The organism is Bacillus sp. MMSF_3328 (assembly GCF_030733525.1).
Taxonomy (GTDB): Bacteria; Bacillota; Bacilli; order Bacillales; family Cytobacillaceae; genus Bacillus_AB; species Bacillus_AB infantis.
In genome coordinates this window covers 1-17177 of record NZ_JASHIV010000036.1, presented here as the reverse complement: position 1 = coordinate 17177, position 17177 = coordinate 1, and the positions used below count along the sequence as shown (strand labels likewise).

16 protein-coding genes, 1 tRNA gene, 1 rRNA gene, 1 other RNA gene and 1 other annotated feature are annotated in these 17177 nt (G+C 47.4%); of the genes, 14 read left to right on the top strand and 5 right to left on the bottom strand.

Going from position 1 to position 17177, the window contains the following annotated elements; translation table 11 throughout:
- Positions 1-73: ribosomal RNA gene (gene rrf / locus RBB45_RS26445) — 5S ribosomal RNA — on the top strand; the annotation flags it as partial.
- Positions 74-868: 795 nt separating this feature from the next.
- On the opposite strand, the gene RBB45_RS25900 is transcribed toward rrf, so the two are convergent.
- Positions 869-1828, bottom strand: coding sequence for a YaaC family protein (locus RBB45_RS25900; RefSeq protein ID WP_224952409.1), 960 nt, complete (start codon positions 1826-1828; stop codon positions 869-871).
- A gap of 115 nt (positions 1829-1943) precedes the next feature.
- On the opposite strand from RBB45_RS25900, the gene guaB reads away from it, so the two are divergent.
- From guaB to RBB45_RS25870, 6 genes are all read left to right on the top strand, one after another.
- A complete protein-coding gene (guaB, locus tag RBB45_RS25895; protein ID WP_009796273.1) occupies positions 1944-3410 on the top strand; it encodes an IMP dehydrogenase in 1467 nt (488 codons plus the stop codon).
- A gap of 247 nt (positions 3411-3657) precedes the next feature.
- Positions 3658-5007, top strand: a complete 1350-nt coding sequence (locus RBB45_RS25890) for a serine hydrolase (protein WP_022543194.1) — start codon at positions 3658-3660, stop codon at positions 5005-5007.
- Positions 5008-5216: 209 nt separating this feature from the next.
- Positions 5217-6101 (top strand): pyridoxal 5'-phosphate synthase lyase subunit PdxS, encoded by an 885-nt coding sequence (gene pdxS, locus RBB45_RS25885; RefSeq protein ID WP_170939624.1) that lies wholly within the window; start codon positions 5217-5219, stop codon positions 6099-6101.
- Positions 6102-6112: 11 nt separating this feature from the next.
- Entirely contained in the window at positions 6113-6700 is a 588-nt protein-coding gene (pdxT, locus tag RBB45_RS25880; RefSeq protein WP_094769988.1) for a pyridoxal 5'-phosphate synthase glutaminase subunit PdxT, read from the top strand.
- A 53-nt stretch (positions 6701-6753) separates the two neighbouring features.
- Positions 6754-6976 (top strand) — a binding site (T-box leader).
- Positions 6977-7052: 76 nt separating this feature from the next.
- Entirely contained in the window at positions 7053-8333 is a 1281-nt protein-coding gene (gene serS, locus RBB45_RS25875) for a serine--tRNA ligase (RefSeq protein WP_094769986.1), read from the top strand.
- 98 nt (positions 8334-8431) lie between these two features.
- Positions 8432-8524, top strand: a tRNA-Ser gene (locus tag RBB45_RS25870).
- 195 nt (positions 8525-8719) lie between these two features.
- Here RBB45_RS25870 and RBB45_RS25865 read toward each other — a convergent pair.
- From RBB45_RS25865 to RBB45_RS25850, 4 genes are all read right to left on the bottom strand, one after another.
- Positions 8720-9388, bottom strand: a complete 669-nt coding sequence (locus tag RBB45_RS25865) for a deoxynucleoside kinase (RefSeq protein WP_009796279.1) — start codon at positions 9386-9388, stop codon at positions 8720-8722.
- Positions 9378-10025, bottom strand: a complete 648-nt coding sequence (locus RBB45_RS25860; RefSeq protein WP_009796280.1) for a deoxynucleoside kinase — start codon at positions 10023-10025, stop codon at positions 9378-9380. The genes RBB45_RS25865 and RBB45_RS25860 overlap by 11 nt, the downstream gene beginning before the upstream one ends.
- Positions 10026-10217: 192 nt before the next feature.
- Positions 10218-11504, bottom strand: coding sequence for a LysM peptidoglycan-binding domain-containing protein (locus RBB45_RS25855; protein WP_094769985.1), 1287 nt, complete (start codon positions 11502-11504; stop codon positions 10218-10220).
- A gap of 40 nt (positions 11505-11544) precedes the next feature.
- Positions 11545-12108 carry a cysteine hydrolase family protein gene (locus RBB45_RS25850; RefSeq protein WP_009796282.1) on the bottom strand — a complete coding sequence of 188 codons (564 nt, stop codon included), beginning with the start codon at positions 12106-12108 and terminating at the stop codon, positions 11545-11547.
- 90 nt (positions 12109-12198) lie between these two features.
- Between RBB45_RS25850 and tadA the strand changes: the two genes are divergently transcribed.
- From tadA to RBB45_RS25815, 7 genes are all read left to right on the top strand, one after another.
- A complete protein-coding gene (gene tadA, locus RBB45_RS25845) occupies positions 12199-12726 on the top strand; it encodes a tRNA adenosine(34) deaminase TadA (RefSeq protein ID WP_129614197.1) in 528 nt (175 codons plus the stop codon).
- Between the two features lie 77 nt (positions 12727-12803).
- Positions 12804-13068, top strand: an RNA gene (gene ffs / locus RBB45_RS25840) — signal recognition particle sRNA large type.
- Between the two features lie 164 nt (positions 13069-13232).
- Positions 13233-14927 (top strand): DNA polymerase III subunit gamma/tau, encoded by a 1695-nt coding sequence (gene dnaX / locus RBB45_RS25835; protein ID WP_306010614.1) that lies wholly within the window; start codon positions 13233-13235, stop codon positions 14925-14927.
- Between the two features lie 21 nt (positions 14928-14948).
- Entirely contained in the window at positions 14949-15269 is a 321-nt protein-coding gene (locus tag RBB45_RS25830) for a YbaB/EbfC family nucleoid-associated protein (protein WP_022543198.1), read from the top strand.
- A gap of 406 nt (positions 15270-15675) precedes the next feature.
- Positions 15676-16272, top strand: coding sequence for a recombination mediator RecR (gene recR, locus RBB45_RS25825; RefSeq protein ID WP_009796287.1), 597 nt, complete (start codon positions 15676-15678; stop codon positions 16270-16272).
- A 15-nt stretch (positions 16273-16287) separates the two neighbouring features.
- A complete protein-coding gene (locus tag RBB45_RS25820; RefSeq protein WP_009796288.1) occupies positions 16288-16503 on the top strand; it encodes a YaaL family protein in 216 nt (71 codons plus the stop codon).
- Positions 16504-16584: 81 nt separating this feature from the next.
- Positions 16585-16848, top strand: coding sequence for a pro-sigmaK processing inhibitor BofA family protein (locus RBB45_RS25815; protein WP_035403656.1), 264 nt, complete (start codon positions 16585-16587; stop codon positions 16846-16848).
- Positions 16849-17177 lie beyond the last annotated feature (329 nt).

Below are 17177 nucleotides of genomic sequence, written 5' to 3'. Positions count from 1 at the left end.
CACGGAAGTTAAGCTTCTCAGCGCCGATGGTAGTTGGGGGCTCTCCCCCTGTGAGAGTAGGACGCTGCCGGGCAAAATGAAGAACAGTCTGTGGGACTGTTCTTTTTTTTGCGCTTTTTATTGAATAGGCGAAGTTTTTAATAGGAAATATGCTCTTGGTCGGAAATTAGTGGCCGGCGTGGGCGTATGAGCAGAGTTTTTGTTGAGAATATTGGGGAGAGCAGCTGCTTTGTTTGTGAATTTAATCATTTGGCTCGATAATCTACCAACTTTGCGATTTATTTAATCAAATGACCAATTAATTTACCGAAATCCCCATTTAATTTACCATATGCCTCAAAACAGCCATAGCCCGCCGCTATAGATTCCGGATATTGTTTGAAAAGCATGCTGGATGGGCAAAGGGACATTTCCTTGCTTGAAATATTGGGAAGAACGGCTGCTTAAGCTGAGAATTTAATTAATTCAACCGATAATCTACCAATTTTGCGATTTATTTGATCAATTGGCCGACTAATTTACCGGCTCCCCCTTTTATTTACCATATGCCTTAAATACCAGATAAAGCTCCCCAGCCTAAATGCGGGCAAGTACATCCAGTGCCAGTCCCAATCAACCAGCGTCCAGCAGCATGAAAGCCCACCAGCCCACCAGTCAAAACCCTGTCCGAAGCTCTGCCTTCAAAATAGCCTCATCCCAGCCCAACACTGTTAGCAGCCTCACTCCCTATTTCAACCACGTATATTCCCGCCGCTTCACAACATAGACTTTTAAAGCTAAAACTTCTTAACGCCGTCCTAATTTCAGCCTCACCACCAAGTTCCGCTCCTAATCACTAGCTCACCAGATCCTGATCCGGCACCACTAATTACTTCTGCCCAATCAAATACTGATACACCAAATATGGGCCCTTCAGCAGAGTGATCTCCAGAAAAGAATGGATAAAGGGGTAGTCCTTATTCGGCATCATTTTCATCAGTTCGCTCCACCATTCGGTTTCATAACGCGCAATCATGCTGAGATTGTACAGCAGCAGATAATGAAGGAGCAGCTCCGGAAAATTGACAAGGTTTCCTTTCGTGAGGGGAAAGGAAAGGCTGCCCTCATGGATATTGAACTTAAGCGGTCTTATATCGTGCGGCGGGACCGGACCGCAAGAGAAAGTAATCTTGCCGCTTTCTCCCTGTGCGGGGGACTCGATATCATAGCTGCCCTTTGAGTTGAAATAGTCAATAAATCTTTCTTCTGTCATATGAAATTGATCAAGAATAGAAGCTGGCATTGTAAGTTGGCCGTTTGCCAATTCTATACCGGCAAAGGCAGGGCTTCCCTCTGTCTGCTGAAAAAGCTCATTTAATTCAGGAATATATTTAAAAAGCTCCCCCATTTCAATTTTGTCGCCTTCCATATGTTTCATGTGAAACAGCTTATCGGCCATAAAAGGAAACAGCCCGGTTTTTTGAAATTTTACTTCATCCTCAAAAAAGCTGTATTGCTGCTTCTTCCTTTTCCTTGTTGAAACTCCATGGGCGAGGACGGAGGTTGTTTCCGGATAGTTTGGATCCGCCGTCAGAATGGATGCTTTGATCAGATGGACCAGTCCATAGAACAGCATGATAGGCTGGATCAGCAGCGGGGATTTGGCTGCCTGTTCATAATATATTTTTCCATGTTCCAAATAATAAATAAAAGGATAGCAGTTCTCAAAGCTTTTCGCTTCAGGCTGGTCGATGCCATGCCTTGTATAGCATTTTTTCAAATAAGCCTGTGTGTTTTCTGCCGAAAAGAAGACAGAATATGAACTCCAGCCGTTGTATGAATTGATCATCCTTTATACCTCTTTTAATTTTTTGAAAAATCGAACATATCAATCTGTTCTTGACAGTATTTTGTCCAATTGATAACCTACTAATAATATTTTCGAGTAAATGGGGGCTAAAAAGATGTGGGAAAGCAAGTTTGTTAAAGAAGGATTAACATTTGATGATGTGTTATTGGTTCCGGCAAGATCAGAAGTGCTTCCGAAAGATGTACAGCTTCATGTAGACCTGACAGACAAGGTCCGCCTGAATATCCCGATCATCTCAGCCGGCATGGACACAGTAACAGAGGCAGAAATGGCAATTGCCATGGCAAGGGCAGGCGGCCTCGGAATCATCCACAAGAATATGTCCATCGAGCAGCAGGCTGACCAGGTTGACAAAGTCAAGCGCTCCGAAAGCGGCGTAATTACAGATCCATTCTTCCTCACGCCCGACCAGCAGGTTTTCGATGCTGAGCATCTAATGGGCAAGTACCGCATCTCAGGTGTCCCGATCGTTAACAACAACGATGAACAGAAATTGGTGGGCATCATTACAAACCGTGATCTTCGTTTCATCCAAGACTACTCGATTAAAATTTCAGACGTTATGACAAAAGAAAATCTTGTAACGGCACCGGTGGGAACAACACTGGAAGAAGCCGAGAGCATTTTGCAGAAATATAAAATTGAAAAGCTTCCGCTCGTTGATCAGGAGGGTGTACTTAAAGGGCTGATCACCATCAAGGATATTGAAAAAGTGATCGAATTCCCGAATTCAGCCAAGGATCGCCAGGGAAGGCTCCTTGCAGGCGCAGCTGTCGGTGTGACAAAGGATACGATGAAAAGGGTTGAAATGCTTGTGAAGGCAAGTGTAGACGTCCTTGTAGTCGATACGGCGCACGGACATTCAAAAGGGGTATTGGACACAGTCAGGCAGATCAGGGAGGCTTACCCTGAGGTAGCCATCATCGCTGGAAATGTTGCTACTGCTGAAGCTACTAAGGATTTGATCGAAGCAGGAGCTGATGTTGTAAAAGTCGGTATCGGACCTGGTTCCATCTGTACGACAAGGGTTGTCGCCGGCGTCGGCGTACCGCAGATCACAGCGGTGTATGACTGTGCCACAGAGGCCAGGAAGCATGGCAAAGCCATCATCGCCGATGGAGGCATCAAGTACTCTGGTGATATCGTTAAGTCCCTTGCTGCCGGCGGACATGCCGTCATGCTAGGGAGCCTGCTCGCAGGCGTCTCCGAAAGCCCGGGCGAAACGGAAATCTTCCAGGGACGCCGCTTCAAGGTCTACCGCGGAATGGGCTCGGTCGGAGCAATGGAGAAGGGTTCAAAGGACCGCTATTTCCAGGAAGACAACAAAAAGTTCGTTCCAGAAGGAATTGAAGGAAGGCTTCCATACAAAGGGCCGTTATCTGATACGATTTACCAGCTGGTCGGAGGGATCCGTTCGGGAATGGGCTATTGCGGAAGCAAGGATTTGACTGACTTAAGAGAAAAGGCGCAGTTCATCAGGATGACAGGTGCCGGGCTCCGTGAAAGCCATCCGCATGATGTGCAGATCACAAAAGAAGCTCCGAACTATTCTTTATCATAAAAATCAGGCCATAGCATCGGATGCTGATGCTATGGCAATAAAGGTCCCAGGTTATTTTCCTGGGCCTTATTTTTTTGCTTATTCAGGGTACCATGCACCCATCAGCATCAGCTGTCATTTTTCAATCAGCACATCGAATGGCCTACATAATTCTATGTCCAATTAATGGGTATTTACTCTGTCTATGTTTTCAGAAACAGATATGTTAAAATAACGAAGGTGTATATAAAGGTTGGAGGGCATTACAGTGAAAAAACATTTTTATCGGAAGTATGTTGCTAGTTTCCTTGTTTGTATGATGGTGATAGGCCTTTTTCCCGGCCTGAATAAGGCGAGTGCAGATGATGCTTTGAATATCAACGCGGATGCTGCGATCGTGGTAGAGGCTGAGACAGGCAAAGTCCTTTATTCGAAGAATGCGGATAAAGTGCTTGGCATCGCGAGCATGACAAAGATTATGACAGAATACCTGCTGCTTGAGGCCATCAAAGAAGGGAAAGTCAAATGGGATCAGGAGTATGCAGTCAGTGAATATGTTTGGAAGGTTTCACAGGATAGAGCACTGTCTAATGTCCCTTTAAGAAGAGATGGAAAATATAATATCAAAGAATTATATGAAGCTATGTCTATTTACTCTGCCAATGGTGCAACGATTGCCATTGCGGAGACCATTGCCGGTTCTGAAAGTAATTTCGTAAAAATGATGAATGATAAAGCCGAGGAGCTTGGCTTGAAAGATTACAAATTTGTCAATTCCTCAGGTTTGAATAATCGTGACTTAAAAGGCTCCCACCAGGTGGGCGGAGCAGAGGATGAGAATGTCATGTCCGCACGTGCTACAGCCAAGCTTGCACAGCGCCTGCTGCATGATTATCCGGAAATACTGGAGACCACCAGCATTCCGACTAAGAACTTCAGAGAAGGCACTGATGATGAAATCAAGATGGATAACTGGAACTGGATGCTTCCAAGCCTTGTATTCGGCTATGAGGGAGTGGACGGGCTTAAAACGGGTACGACCGATTTTGCCGGCTACTGCTTCACTGGTACGGCTACCCGTGACGGTAACCGCTATATCACAGTTGTGATGAATGCCAAGGGTGAAGGGAATTCCGGTTCTTATAAATCCCGTTTTGATGAAACAAGAAAAATGCTTGATTATGCTTTCAGCAATTTTTCCAAAGAAGAAATCATTGCGAAGAACTATCAGGTAAAGGGCCAGAAAACACTGCCTGTCACTAAAGGCAAGGAAGACAGCGTGAAGATCCAGGCGAAGGACGCTATCGAGCTTGTCGTGAAGAATGGGGAGAAGGAAAGCTACAAGCCTGAGCTTGTCCTTGATAAAGACAAGCTTGATAAAGACGGCAATCTGACGGCACCTGTGAAAAAAGGCGAAAAGATCGGCTACCTGACTTTGAAGTCAGACAAAGAAAACGGCCTTGACTTTCTTTCAGGAAAAGGCGGTATCCAGGTTGATGTCGTCGCGGCTGAAAGTGTAGAAAAGGCAAATTGGTTCGTGCTGACAATGCGCGGGATCGGCGGCTTCTTCGGAGATCTTTGGGGCAGCATTTCTTCAGCAGTAAAAGGCTGGTTCTAATTTTTAAAATGGACTGGCTTTAACCGGAAGAAAATAAAAATCCGGAAGAGTCTGATAAAAAAGGGTTCCTTGTCTTGACAGGGACCCTTTTTTATTGTTTATTTTCATTAGGGGAACTGGACGAATTCCTATCGAATTAATATATTTTCCTATAAATTAATGGGTATTTTGCCTGTTAAAAGCAGATGGTATTACAGAAGGGGGATTTTATAGTGAAGACAGGTACAGATCGAGTAAAGCGCGGAATGGCAGAAATGCAAAAGGGCGGCGTAATCATGGACGTTGTCAACGCTGAGCAGGCTAAGATTGCTGAAGAGGCCGGCGCAGTCGCAGTCATGGCACTGGAGCGGGTTCCATCCGATATCCGTGCTGCCGGCGGTGTGGCCAGGATGGCAGACCCCCGCATTGTTGAGGAAGTCATGAATGCTGTAACGATTCCTGTTATGGCTAAAGGCAGAATTGGCCATATCGTGGAAGCCCGTGTATTAGAAGCAATGGGCGTTGATTATATAGATGAGAGTGAAGTGCTCACTCCTGCTGATGAAGAGTATCACTTAAATAAAAGGGACTTTACGGTTCCGTTTGTATGCGGATGCCGCGACCTTGGCGAGGCTGCCCGCAGGATCGGTGAAGGAGCGGCAATGCTTCGCACTAAAGGCGAGCCGGGAACAGGCAATATCGTTGAAGCGGTACGCCATATCCGCAAGGTAAATGCACAGGTGCGCAAGGTTGTCGGCATGAATCTGGATGAGCTGATGACTGAAGCTAAGCTTCTCGGAGCCCCTTACGAGCTTCTTCTCGAAATTAAGGAGCTTGGCCGCCTTCCGGTCGTTAACTTCGCTGCAGGCGGCGTTGCGACACCTGCTGATGCTGCTTTAATGATGGAGCTTGGTGCAGACGGCGTATTCGTTGGTTCAGGCATCTTCAAGTCCGATAATCCAGCCAAGTTTGCGAGAGCGATCGTAGAGGCGACTACCCATTATCAGGATTACAAGCTGATTGCTGAATTGTCAAAAGAACTTGGAACACCGATGAAAGGCATCGAAATCTCATCACTGGCTCCTGAAGCTCGTATGCAGGAGCGCGGTTGGTAAGGAGAATGAATATGGTTAAAGTAGGCGTATTGGGCCTTCAGGGGGCTGTCAGGGAGCATGTCCGTTCCATTGAAGCCTGCGGAGCGGAGGCAGTCGTCATCAAGCGGAGAGAGCAGCTTGCGGAAGTGGACGGACTGATCATCCCGGGCGGCGAAAGCACAACGATGCGCCGCCTGATCGATAAATATGATTTCATGGAAGAGCTAAGGTCATTTTCCCAATCAGGGAAACCGATGTTCGGTACATGCGCTGGCCTCATCCTGCTGGCAAAGACAGTTTCCGGCTATGCAGAACCGCATATCGGCGTCATGGATGTCGAGGTGGAGCGCAATTCTTTCGGAAGGCAGCGGGAGAGCTTTGAAGCGCCCCTTGATATTGCAGGAGTGGCAGAGGACTTTGAAGCTGTCTTCATCCGTGCGCCGCATATTCTGCAGGCAGGCGAGAATGTTGAAGTGCTCGCGAAGCATGATGGCCGCATCGTGGCTGCGAGGGAAGGCCAATTCCTGGGCTGTTCATTCCATCCTGAGCTGACGGAGGATCACCGTCTCACAGCCTATTTTGTGGAAATGGTGAAAGAAGCCCAGGCAAATTTAGTTTGAATAATTGGTTGCAAATAGCGCATAATTGTAGTAAATTATTATAAAATTACATTCGAAACGCATTGAGAGGAATTAGTAGCGGAAATCCCATTCCAATAGAGAGCCGGTGGCTGGTGGAAACCGGTGGTGGGATCCTGTGAATCCGTCCTTGAGCAAAAGCATGGAAAGCCTGCATGGGCGAGTAAGTGCTTTCGGTTAAAAACCGTTATGGATTTAAGGTGGAAGGCAATTTTGCCTTCAACTAGGGTGGCAACGCGGGTAACCCCCGTCCCTTTTTTGGGACGGGGGTTTTTTGTTTTTTTCGCGGGTGCCGCTCATATGCCTATCGAATGTATGAAGAGGAGGAAGCAGCATGCTTGATATTAAATATTTACGAAGCAATTTTGAAGAAGTGAAGAACCGTCTGCAGCACCGCGGAGAGGATCTTGGCGACCTTGGGAAATTTGAAGATCTTGATGTAAGGCGCCGTGAGCTGATCATGGAAACAGAGCAGCTGAAGAGCAGAAGGAATGAGGTTTCCCAGCAGGTAGCTGTACTTAAGCGTGAAAAGAAAGATGCGGACAGCCTGATTGCCGAGATGAGGGAAGTAGGAGACAAGATCAAAGCATTTGATGAAGAGCTCCGCACAGTGGAAGAATCATTGGACAGCCTTTTGATGAGCATTCCGAATATCCCGCATGAAAGCGTTCCGGTCGGTGAGACGGAAGACGATAATGTCGAGGCGAGAAAATGGGGCAATGTCCGTGATTTCAGCTTCGAGCCGAAGCCTCACTGGGATGTTGCCACTGACCTGGACATCCTTGACTTTGAGAGGGCCGGCAAGGTTACGGGAAGCCGCTTTGTATTCTACAAAGGCCTTGGCGCCCGCTTAGAGCGTGCTTTATTTAACTTCATGCTTGATCTTCACACAGAAGAGCATGGCTATATGGAAGTCCTTCCTCCATATATGGTCAACCGTGCCAGCATGACAGGCACTGGGCAGCTGCCAAAGTTCGAAGAAGATGCCTTCCTGATCGAAAGTGAAGACTACTTCCTGATTCCGACAGCAGAAGTGCCTGTTACAAACATGCACAGAGATGAAATCCTGACGAATGAACAGCTTCCGATCAATTATGCCGCATTCAGTGCTTGCTTCCGTTCTGAAGCGGGGTCTGCGGGCCGCGATACAAGGGGTCTGATCCGCCAGCATCAATTCAATAAGGTGGAGCTTGTGAAGTTTGTCCGTCCTGAAGATTCTTATGAAGAGCTTGAAAAACTGACAGGACATGCTGAAAAGGTTCTGCAGCTGCTTGGCCTGCCGTACCGTGTGCTCAGCATGTGCACAGGCGATCTCGGATTCACAGCTGCCAAGAAATACGATATCGAAGTCTGGATCCCAAGCTACGGGACCTACCGTGAAATTTCTTCTTGCAGTAACTTTGAAGCCTTCCAGGCACGCCGTGCGAACATCCGTTTCCGCCGCGAGCCTAAGGGCAAGCCTGAGCATCTTCATACCCTGAATGGCTCTGGCCTCGCGATCGGCCGTACGGTTGCCGCTATCCTTGAAAACTACCAGCAGGAAGACGGAAGTGTCATCATTCCGGAAGTATTAAGACCGTATATGGGCAATAAAGAAGTAATCGGCAAAGCATAAAGCATTCCACCTGGACGGGTGTTAAAAACCCGTCCAATTTTTTTTGAAATAATGTTGACTTCTTATTGGAGAGCTGATAGAATAAATCTTGTCGATACGGAGGTATACCCAAGTCTGGCTGAAGGGATCGGTCTTGAAAACCGACAGGCGGGTAACACCGCGCGGGGGTTCGAATCCCTCTACCTCCTCCATTATAAAATCAACCATAGCGCATAACTATTGGAGATACATAAAAAGCCGCTGCATTTTGCAGCGGCTTTTTTATGTTTTCAAGAATGCAAATGTGGTTTCAGCTGACTTTTCTGGAATCCTTCCAAATAAAAATAAGCCCGGCGTTTATGCCGGGCTTATTTTGTATCTCACTCCAGAGAACATAATCTGCTGTTTTACTTTTTCAGCAGCTGCGACTGCTTCAGAAAGACGGAGATTTTTTCAATGACAGGCTCAATGGAGGCGCCATCAGCCATCAGGTCATAATCATTGATGTTCAGGCGCAGGACTGGGCAAGCATTGAATGTGTTGATCCAGTTTTCATAGCGTTCATGCATTTCTTCCCAGTAGGATACAGGTGTCTGCTGCTCCATCGGGCGCCCTCTTTCCTGGATCCTGGATAAGATGTCTTCAATGGATCCTTCCAGGTAAATCAGCAGGTCGGGATGAGGGAAGTATGGTGTCATGACCATTGCATCGAACAGGCTTGTGTATGTTTCATAGTCCACCTGGGACATGGTTCCTTTTTCATGATGCATCTTGGCAAAAATGCCGGTATCTTCGTAAATGGAACGGTCCTGGATAAAGCCGCCGCCATATTCAAAGATGCGTTTCTGCTCCTTGAAGCGTTCGGCAAGGAAATAAATCTGCAGATGGAAGCTCCACCTGTCGAAATCTGCATAAAATTTGTCCAGGTAAGGATTGGTGTCCACTTTTTCAAATGAGGTGCGAAAGCCCAGAGCACCCGCAAGCGCATTGGTCATTGTCGATTTCCCTACCCCGACCGTACCAGCAATGGTAATCACGGAATTTCCGGGAATTTCGTACTTATTCCTAAGATTCATGGTGATAAGCTCCTTTAATTAAAGATAGGGAAAGGCTGTCCAAAATTTGAGAGAGATCTTCTTTATTTTTCACAAAATCCAGATCATCGCCGCTGAAGCGCAGAACCGGAATATCAGGGTGCTGTTCAGTGAACAGGTTCATGGCGTTCTCATAATCAATTGACAGCTGCTCCAGATAGAGCGGGCTGATATTTTTTTCAATCTCCCGGCCCCGCAGCCTGATCCGCTGCAGGAGCGTCTCGAGGCTTGCGTGAAGGTAGATGATGACATTAGGCCTTGGCATATCACTTGTCAGGATATCGTAGATCTTCACATATTTTTGGAATTCTGCCGGGCTCAGCGTCCTTTCGGCAAAAACGAGGTTTTTGAGAATATGGTAATCGGCAACAACGGCCTTGTTATTGGCTAAATAATCAGTATTGATGTCTCCGAGCTGCTTATAGCGGTTGCACAGGAAAAACATTTCCGTCTGGAAGCTCCATTCCTCAATGTTGTCATAAAACTTCCCAAGAAAAGGATTTTCATCTACAATCTCTTTCAGCAGTGCAAATTGAAAATGCTCGGAAATGGCCTTTGCCAGCGAGGTTTTCCCTACGCCGATCGGGCCTTCAACGGTAATAAAAGGTGTCCCCCCCACAGTGTGGCCTCCTTATTGTTCTTATTTATCTATGTCCAGTTATCCTTTAAATCGACTTTTAACGACACAAAAAATATTTTAACACACTATACAGTGGAAGGGATATGGAATTTCTTCAGGCAAAAAATATAAAAAAAGCCATGGATCAGACTGACCCATAGCTTCCTGTGCACCCAGGCGAAAATGCCTTCGTTACTCCCGTTTTGTCACATTAAAATTGTCTGTGATCAACAGCCAGTTCTGGGGAAAAGACAGGCCGAGCTTCCAGTAGCTCATCCCTCTCAGATTCAATTCCTTCATAAGATCGAATTTTGCCTGGATTGACCTCGCATCCTCAAACCACACCTCATGCCGCTTCCCGTCGGTGTCTGTATAGTTGAACAGCGGGGCCTGCGATTTCGTATTATAGCGGATGGGCACATTGTTCTCCGCTGCCAGCTCGATGGCCTGCTGCGGGCTCAGCGCCCTTGCGGTAGTACCCTGGACAAATGGAAGGGTCCAGTCATAGCCGTACAGATTTTGGCCCATCATGATCTTGGAGGACGGCATTTCGCTTACTGCATATTCCAGGACCTCCCGGACAGGGCCGATCGGGGAAACGGCCTGGGCAGGGCCGCCGCTGTAGCCCCACTCATAGGTCATGATAACGACAAAATCCACGATTTCCCCGTGTGCCTTATAATCATGGGCTTCATACCAGCGTCCCTTCTGGCCGGCGCTCGTCTTCGGCGCGAGGGCGGTAGAAATGAGCCAGCCTTCCCGGCTGAACCGGGCCTTTGCTTTTCGTAAAAACCGGTTGTATGCCTCCCGGTCCTCAGGGCGTAAGTATTCGAAGTCAAAATGGATATCCCTGAAGCCGTACTTCTTGGCTGCGGCAGTTATATTATCCAGAAACTTATCCTGCACAGGTATATCATTCAGGAGGATCCGGCCAAGCTCATCATTGAACTGGTCATTCTCCTGGTTGGTGATGACCATCATCAGCACATTGTTATTCGCTTTGGCGATGGCCGGGAAATTATTGAGGAGCGGCTCTTTAAGACCGCCATCCCTCAGGGCCTGGAAGCTGAAGGGTGCCAGATAGGTGAGGTAGGGTGCAGCTTCACGCGCTCCTTCCTCAAGTGCAGGGGCAACAGATGTACCCCTCGGTTCTACATAGGCATTGAATTCAGCCGCTGTTTTCGGCCGCGGCGGCAGGTAGAGGCGCAAGCCCGGCTGGAGAGGCTGTGATGCCGAAATCCGGTTGATGGTTGCTATTTCCTGAACCGGAATCCCTGTCCGCCGGGAAATGGCAGACAAAGTATCGCCTGGCTGAACCCAGTAAAAGCGCCCTGTGATCGGGATCACCAGCGCCTGGCCGACAACGAGCCTGTCGGGATTGGGGAGTTCATTGGCCTGTGAAATATCGGCTGCCGTCGTGCCATAAGCCTGAGCGATCCCTGTCAGGGACTGTCCTGCCCGCACTATATGGATTTGCATATTCATTTCCCCCTTAATGGCAAATTACGCTACCATCATTTTATGAAGGGAAACAGGCTGAAATGCTATTTTTCTCAGAGAAGGGTTCTGTGCGGGCATTGAGGACGTTCTTCATCATTTTCAGGGCATTTTCGTTGTCATGGTCATCATTGGAAGCAAGGCAATTTTCAGGGACGTACAAGCTGTATTCTCTCATATAGGCGTCATTCGCCGTAAAAAGGACGCAAATATTCCCGGCTACACCGGTGATGATCAGATTCTTGACATTTAACTGAAGAAGCAGGGTGTTAAGAGCAGTGCCGTAAAAAGCGGAGTGCTTCGGCTTGATCAAAAAGTAGTCTTCATCAGAAGGGTAGAGGCAGTCAATGATGTCCCTGCTGTTTTCATTCCGGCAGTAATCGGCTATCTTTTCAAAGTCGGCTTGCCAAAGGCTGTAATGATCATTAACATAGATGACAGGAATAGCTTCAGCAGCGCATTTTTCCTTTAATGTTTTTATGGGACCGGAGATTTTCTCAGCTTTTGCGGCTAGAATTTCACCCTCCGGAAAATCAAAATTATTGATCATGTCTATAATTAAGAGTGCTGTAGATGATTCTTTCATGTCAGTTCTCTCCTTTGGGTCTATTGTGAGCACTAAAGGCTATATACACCCTTGGTATATTTTTAAACATAAGGGATGGTAGGAAAAAAGATGAATATTACTTACAATGATGATGATTATATGAAGGAAGCAATAGAAGAGGCGAAAAAGGCAGGAGAGCTTGGGGAGGTTCCGATCGGGGCCGTTGTGGTCCTGGACGGGAAGATAATCAGCCGCGCCCATAATCTCCGTGAGTCGAACCAGAATGCGGTGGCGCATGCTGAACTCCTTGCCATTGAGGAAGCCTGCGGGATGCTTGGGACATGGAGACTTGAGGATGCTGTGCTTTATGTCACATTAGAGCCGTGCGCCATGTGTTCTGGCGCCATCATTCTCTCCCGCATCAAGAGGGTTGTATATGGAGCGTCCGATCCAAAGGGCGGCTGTGCGGGCACATTCATGAATCTGCTCCAGGATGAAAGATTCAACCACCAGAGCGAGGTATCAGCAGGGGTGCTGGAAGAAGAATGCGGCAGCCTGCTGACCGATTTCTTCCGGGCTCTCCGCGAACGGAAAAAGGAAGAGAAAAGGCGGCGAAAACAGCTGCTGGATCTGCAAGAAGGAATTGACAGGCCATAGGCATTGCAATTTCGTCCGAAACTTAGTATACTGATTATGCGTCACAAACGACGCAGCCAAATATGGTATCAATTTTGCCGTGCTAAGCGGGGAGGTAGCGGTGCCCTGTACTCGCAATCCGCTCTAGCGAGGCTGAACTCCTTCCTGAGGCTGGTGTCCTGTAGGGCCTGCCTTAAGTAAGTGGTGTTGACGCCCGGGTCCTGCGCAATGGGAATCCATGAACCATGTCAGGTCCGGAAGGAAGCAGCATTAAGTGGTCCCTCCCATGTGCCGCAGGGTTGCCTGGGCCGAGCTAACTGCTTAAGTAACGCTTATGGGAGCCAGTCGACGGAAGGTGCACGGCAGTTATAATGATAAAAGCAAAGCTCATCCCGGTCAGGGGTGGGTTTTTTTATGCATGTTCCTGCTGGAAAATTGCTCCTCCGGATATTTGCAATCCTTTTTGGAAAATAGGAACTGATACGGTATAATAGAGATAGAAAAGCAGTTAGGAAGGGGGCGCGAAGATGAGTTACCAGGCATTATATCGTGTCTGGCGTCCACAGCAGTTCATAGATGTTGTAGGGCAGGAACACGTAACCAAAACATTGCAGAACGCCCTGCTTCAGCAGAAAACCTCTCATGCATACTTATTTTCCGGGCCCAGGGGGACGGGAAAGACGAGTGCGGCCAAAATACTGGCCAAAACCGTCAACTGTGAAAGGGCTCCGATCAGCGAGCCTTGCAATGAGTGTGATTCCTGCATTGGCATTACGAATGGCTCCATACCGGACGTGATTGAAATCGATGCGGCCTCCAACAACGGTGTGGAAGAGATTCGGGATATTAGGGACAAAGTCAAATATGCACCCAGTGCAGTCAAATATAAAGTATATATCGTCGATGAGGTTCATATGCTTTCGATCGGCGCCTTCAATGCACTATTAAAAACACTTGAAGAGCCTCCGAAGCATGTTATGTTCATTCTTGCTACAACAGAACCCCACAAGATTCCGCTTACCATCATTTCAAGATGCCAGCGCTTTGACTTCAAGCGCATAACGGCACAGTCGATCGTCGGCCGGATGAAAATGATAGTGGATGAGACCGGGGTGCAGTATGAAGAGAATGCCCTCCATATCGTTGCCCGGGCTGCCGAAGGAGGGATGAGGGATGCTCTCAGCCTCCTTGATCAGGCGATATCCTTCAGCCAGGACAAAGTGACGGCGGAGGATGCCCTCACAGTAACAGGAGCCGTCTCCCAGGGATTCCTGAATAAACTGTCCAGAAACGTCATGGAAAAAGATGCTGCAGGTGCGCTGGAAGCACTGGAGACCCTCCTGTTTCAGGGGAAGGATCCTTCCAGGTTCATCGAGGACTTCATCTTATATTACAGGGACATGCTTTTATACAAGGCAGCTCCTTCACTGGATGAGTCGCTCGAACGCGTCATGCTTGATGAAGAATTCAAGGCATTGGCTGAAGAGATTGATCCTCAGCAGCTGTACAGCCTGATTGAAATTCTGAATAAAGCCCAGCAGGAAATGCGCTGGACCAACCATCCAAGGATTTTCCTTGAGGTAGCCATCATGAAGCTCTGCCAGCTTGAGGGTACAGAGAAAAAGGCGGCTGCCGATATTGAACCTCTCATGAGAAAAATCGAACAGCTTCAAGAGGAGCTGGCTGAGCTGAAGAAAAATGGGGTCACCGTTTCGGATGCGGCTGAGCCTGCCCAGAAGAAGCAGGCACAGAGAACCTCAAGAAAAGGATTCCAGGCGCCTGAAGGGAAAATTAATGAAATCCTGAAAAATGCAACGAAAAATGACCTGAATGCCGTAAAAGGCAAATGGGGCGATATGCTTGGAAGGCTCGTGCATAACCAGATGCGGTCCCAGGCCGCTCTGCTGAATGAAGCAGAGCCGGTCGCTGCTTCAGCGGATGCGTTCATCGTTAAATTTAAATATGAAATACACTGTCAAATGGCCATGGATAATGCTAAATTTATAGAAACGATATCCGGTGCCATCCAGGAATTGACCGGACAAAGGAAACAGGTTGTCGGGGTGCCTGAAGAGCAGTGGCAGCGGATACGGGGCAGTTTTCTGAACAGCGGGCATCGCGATGAGCCTTCTGAAGGCAGCGGGCTTGGCGCCCCAGAAGACGACCTGGTCGTATCCGAAGCACAAAAGCTGTTCGGGGATTTAGTCGAAATCAAAGAATAAAACTATTTGGAGGTAAAGAATATGCGTGGAATGGGCAATATGCAAAACATGATGAAGCAAATGCAGAAAATGCAAAAGAAAATGGCCGAGGCTCAGGAAGAGCTGGGGGAAAAAAGAATTGAAGGTACTGCAGGCGGCGGAATGGTGACAGTCATCGTTTCCGGACACAAGCAAGTCCTTGAAGTCAATATTAAAGAAGAAGTAGTAGATCCGGAAGATATCGATATGCTTCAGGACCTCGTACTTGCAGCAACAAATGACGCCCTTAAAAAGGCTGATGATCTGACAAATGATACAATGGGGCAGTTTACAAAAGGAATGAACCTGCCTGGAATGTTTTAAAAGCCGAAGCGGAGTTAATCTCCGCTTTAAAAATGCCTGAAAAAGCAAAAAAGGCGTGAATACGAATGGGGGCAGGCAAAAGGGCGGCAGGAAACTTATGCGTGTCGCCGATGAGCAAGCGCCCTCCGCATTTCTTGATTGTCCAGCTGCAGCGGCTAGGGACTCGAGTCATAAGTCAGCCTGGCTAAAAGGTTAAAGAGCAAACCTTTCATCCAGGCTGCCTTATGCTTGTCGTCCCTGGGCAAGCCGCTTTCGCATTTCTTGATTGTCCAGCTGCGGGCGCTATCGGCTCGAGGTCATAAGCCAAACTGGCCAAAAGGTTAAAGAACAAACCTTTCGGCCAGTTCGTCTTATGCTTGTCGCCGATGAGCAAGCGCCCTCCGCATTTCTAGATAGGAGGAGTAGTATGCATTATCCTGAACCGATATCTAAGTTGATAGACAGCTTTATGAAGCTGCCGGGGATCGGCCCGAAAACAGCCGCTCGCCTGGCTTTTTTTGTCCTTAGCATGAAGGAAGACACCGTTCTTGATTTTGCTAAGGCGCTGGTGAATGCCAAACGAAATTTATCTTACTGCTCGGTGTGCGGCCATATTACCGATCAGGATCCCTGTTATATCTGCGAGGATCAGCGCAGGGACAGGAGTGTAATTTGTGTTCTGCAGGATCCTAAGGATGTTATCGCCATGGAAAAAATGAAGGAATTCAACGGCCTGTACCACGTTCTCCACGGCGCTATTTCTCCGATGGACGGAATAGGACCGGAAGATATCAATATACCTGACCTTTTAAAAAGGCTGCAGGATGAGACGGTGGAAGAAGTTATACTGGCGACCAACCCAAATATTGAAGGGGAAGCGACAGCGATGTACATTTCGCGCCTCCTTAAGCCATCCGGTATCAAAATTACAAGGATTGCCCATGGTCTGCCGGTGGGCGGAGATCTGGAATATGCAGATGAAGTCACGCTTTCCAAGGCACTCGAGGGAAGAAGAGAGGTTTAAGCAGGAGGTGTATACATGTTTTTCCGTAAAAAAGGAAAGCTTCGCAATGAATTTGATGAACAGCTTCTCATGCAGCTTAATAGTTTGAAGGATGAATGGTATAACCAGAAAAGGCTGCTTGAAAAAAGCTTTGATCCTTCTGCGGAAGTTTTGGCGCAAACCAAGCTGGCGGAGGCTAAATACTTTTATTTATTTAAGGAAGCAAAGGCCAGGAAGATATCTGTTAGATGAACCAAGGGGCAATCAGGTCTTTTTTCATCTCTCTTCTCATAAATTTGTAGTAGTACAGGCTAATGGGAGAGGATGATGAGGATGGAACCGATACTGGTAATAACCATTTTGGGCGGGCTGATATTGTTATTACTATTTATAGGGGCTCCGTTTAAGCCGCTTAAGTTTTTGGGACAGGGAGTCATCAAAATTCTGATAGGAGCACTGTTCCTGTTTTTTCTTAATGCTTTCGGAGGCCAGTTTGGCTTATATGTCCCTATTAATCTGGCAACAACAGCTGTTTCGGGCTTTTTGGGACTGCCTGGAGTGTTTGCCCTGGCTGCTATTCAGACCTGGATTCTATAAAAGGCTTTACGCTGGAACAGCTATTCTGATGGCTGTTCTTTGCTTTTGCCTGGATGGATGATCGAAAAACCCTGAAAGGCTGACCAGAATAAAAATAAGAAAAACTATATATTCACTGTTGACGATAGTGAAATATGGTGATATTATATTAAAGGTCGTCACAATGACGCAAACGAGAAAAAATAACCTTCAAAAAGTTGTTGACTTAGTTTGCTGACGGTGATATACTAATTAAGTTGCTTCGAGAGAAGTGATAGAGATTGTTCTTTGAAAACTGAACGAACAAAAAACGTCAACGTAAATCTTATTTTTATCAGAGCTAAATCTTA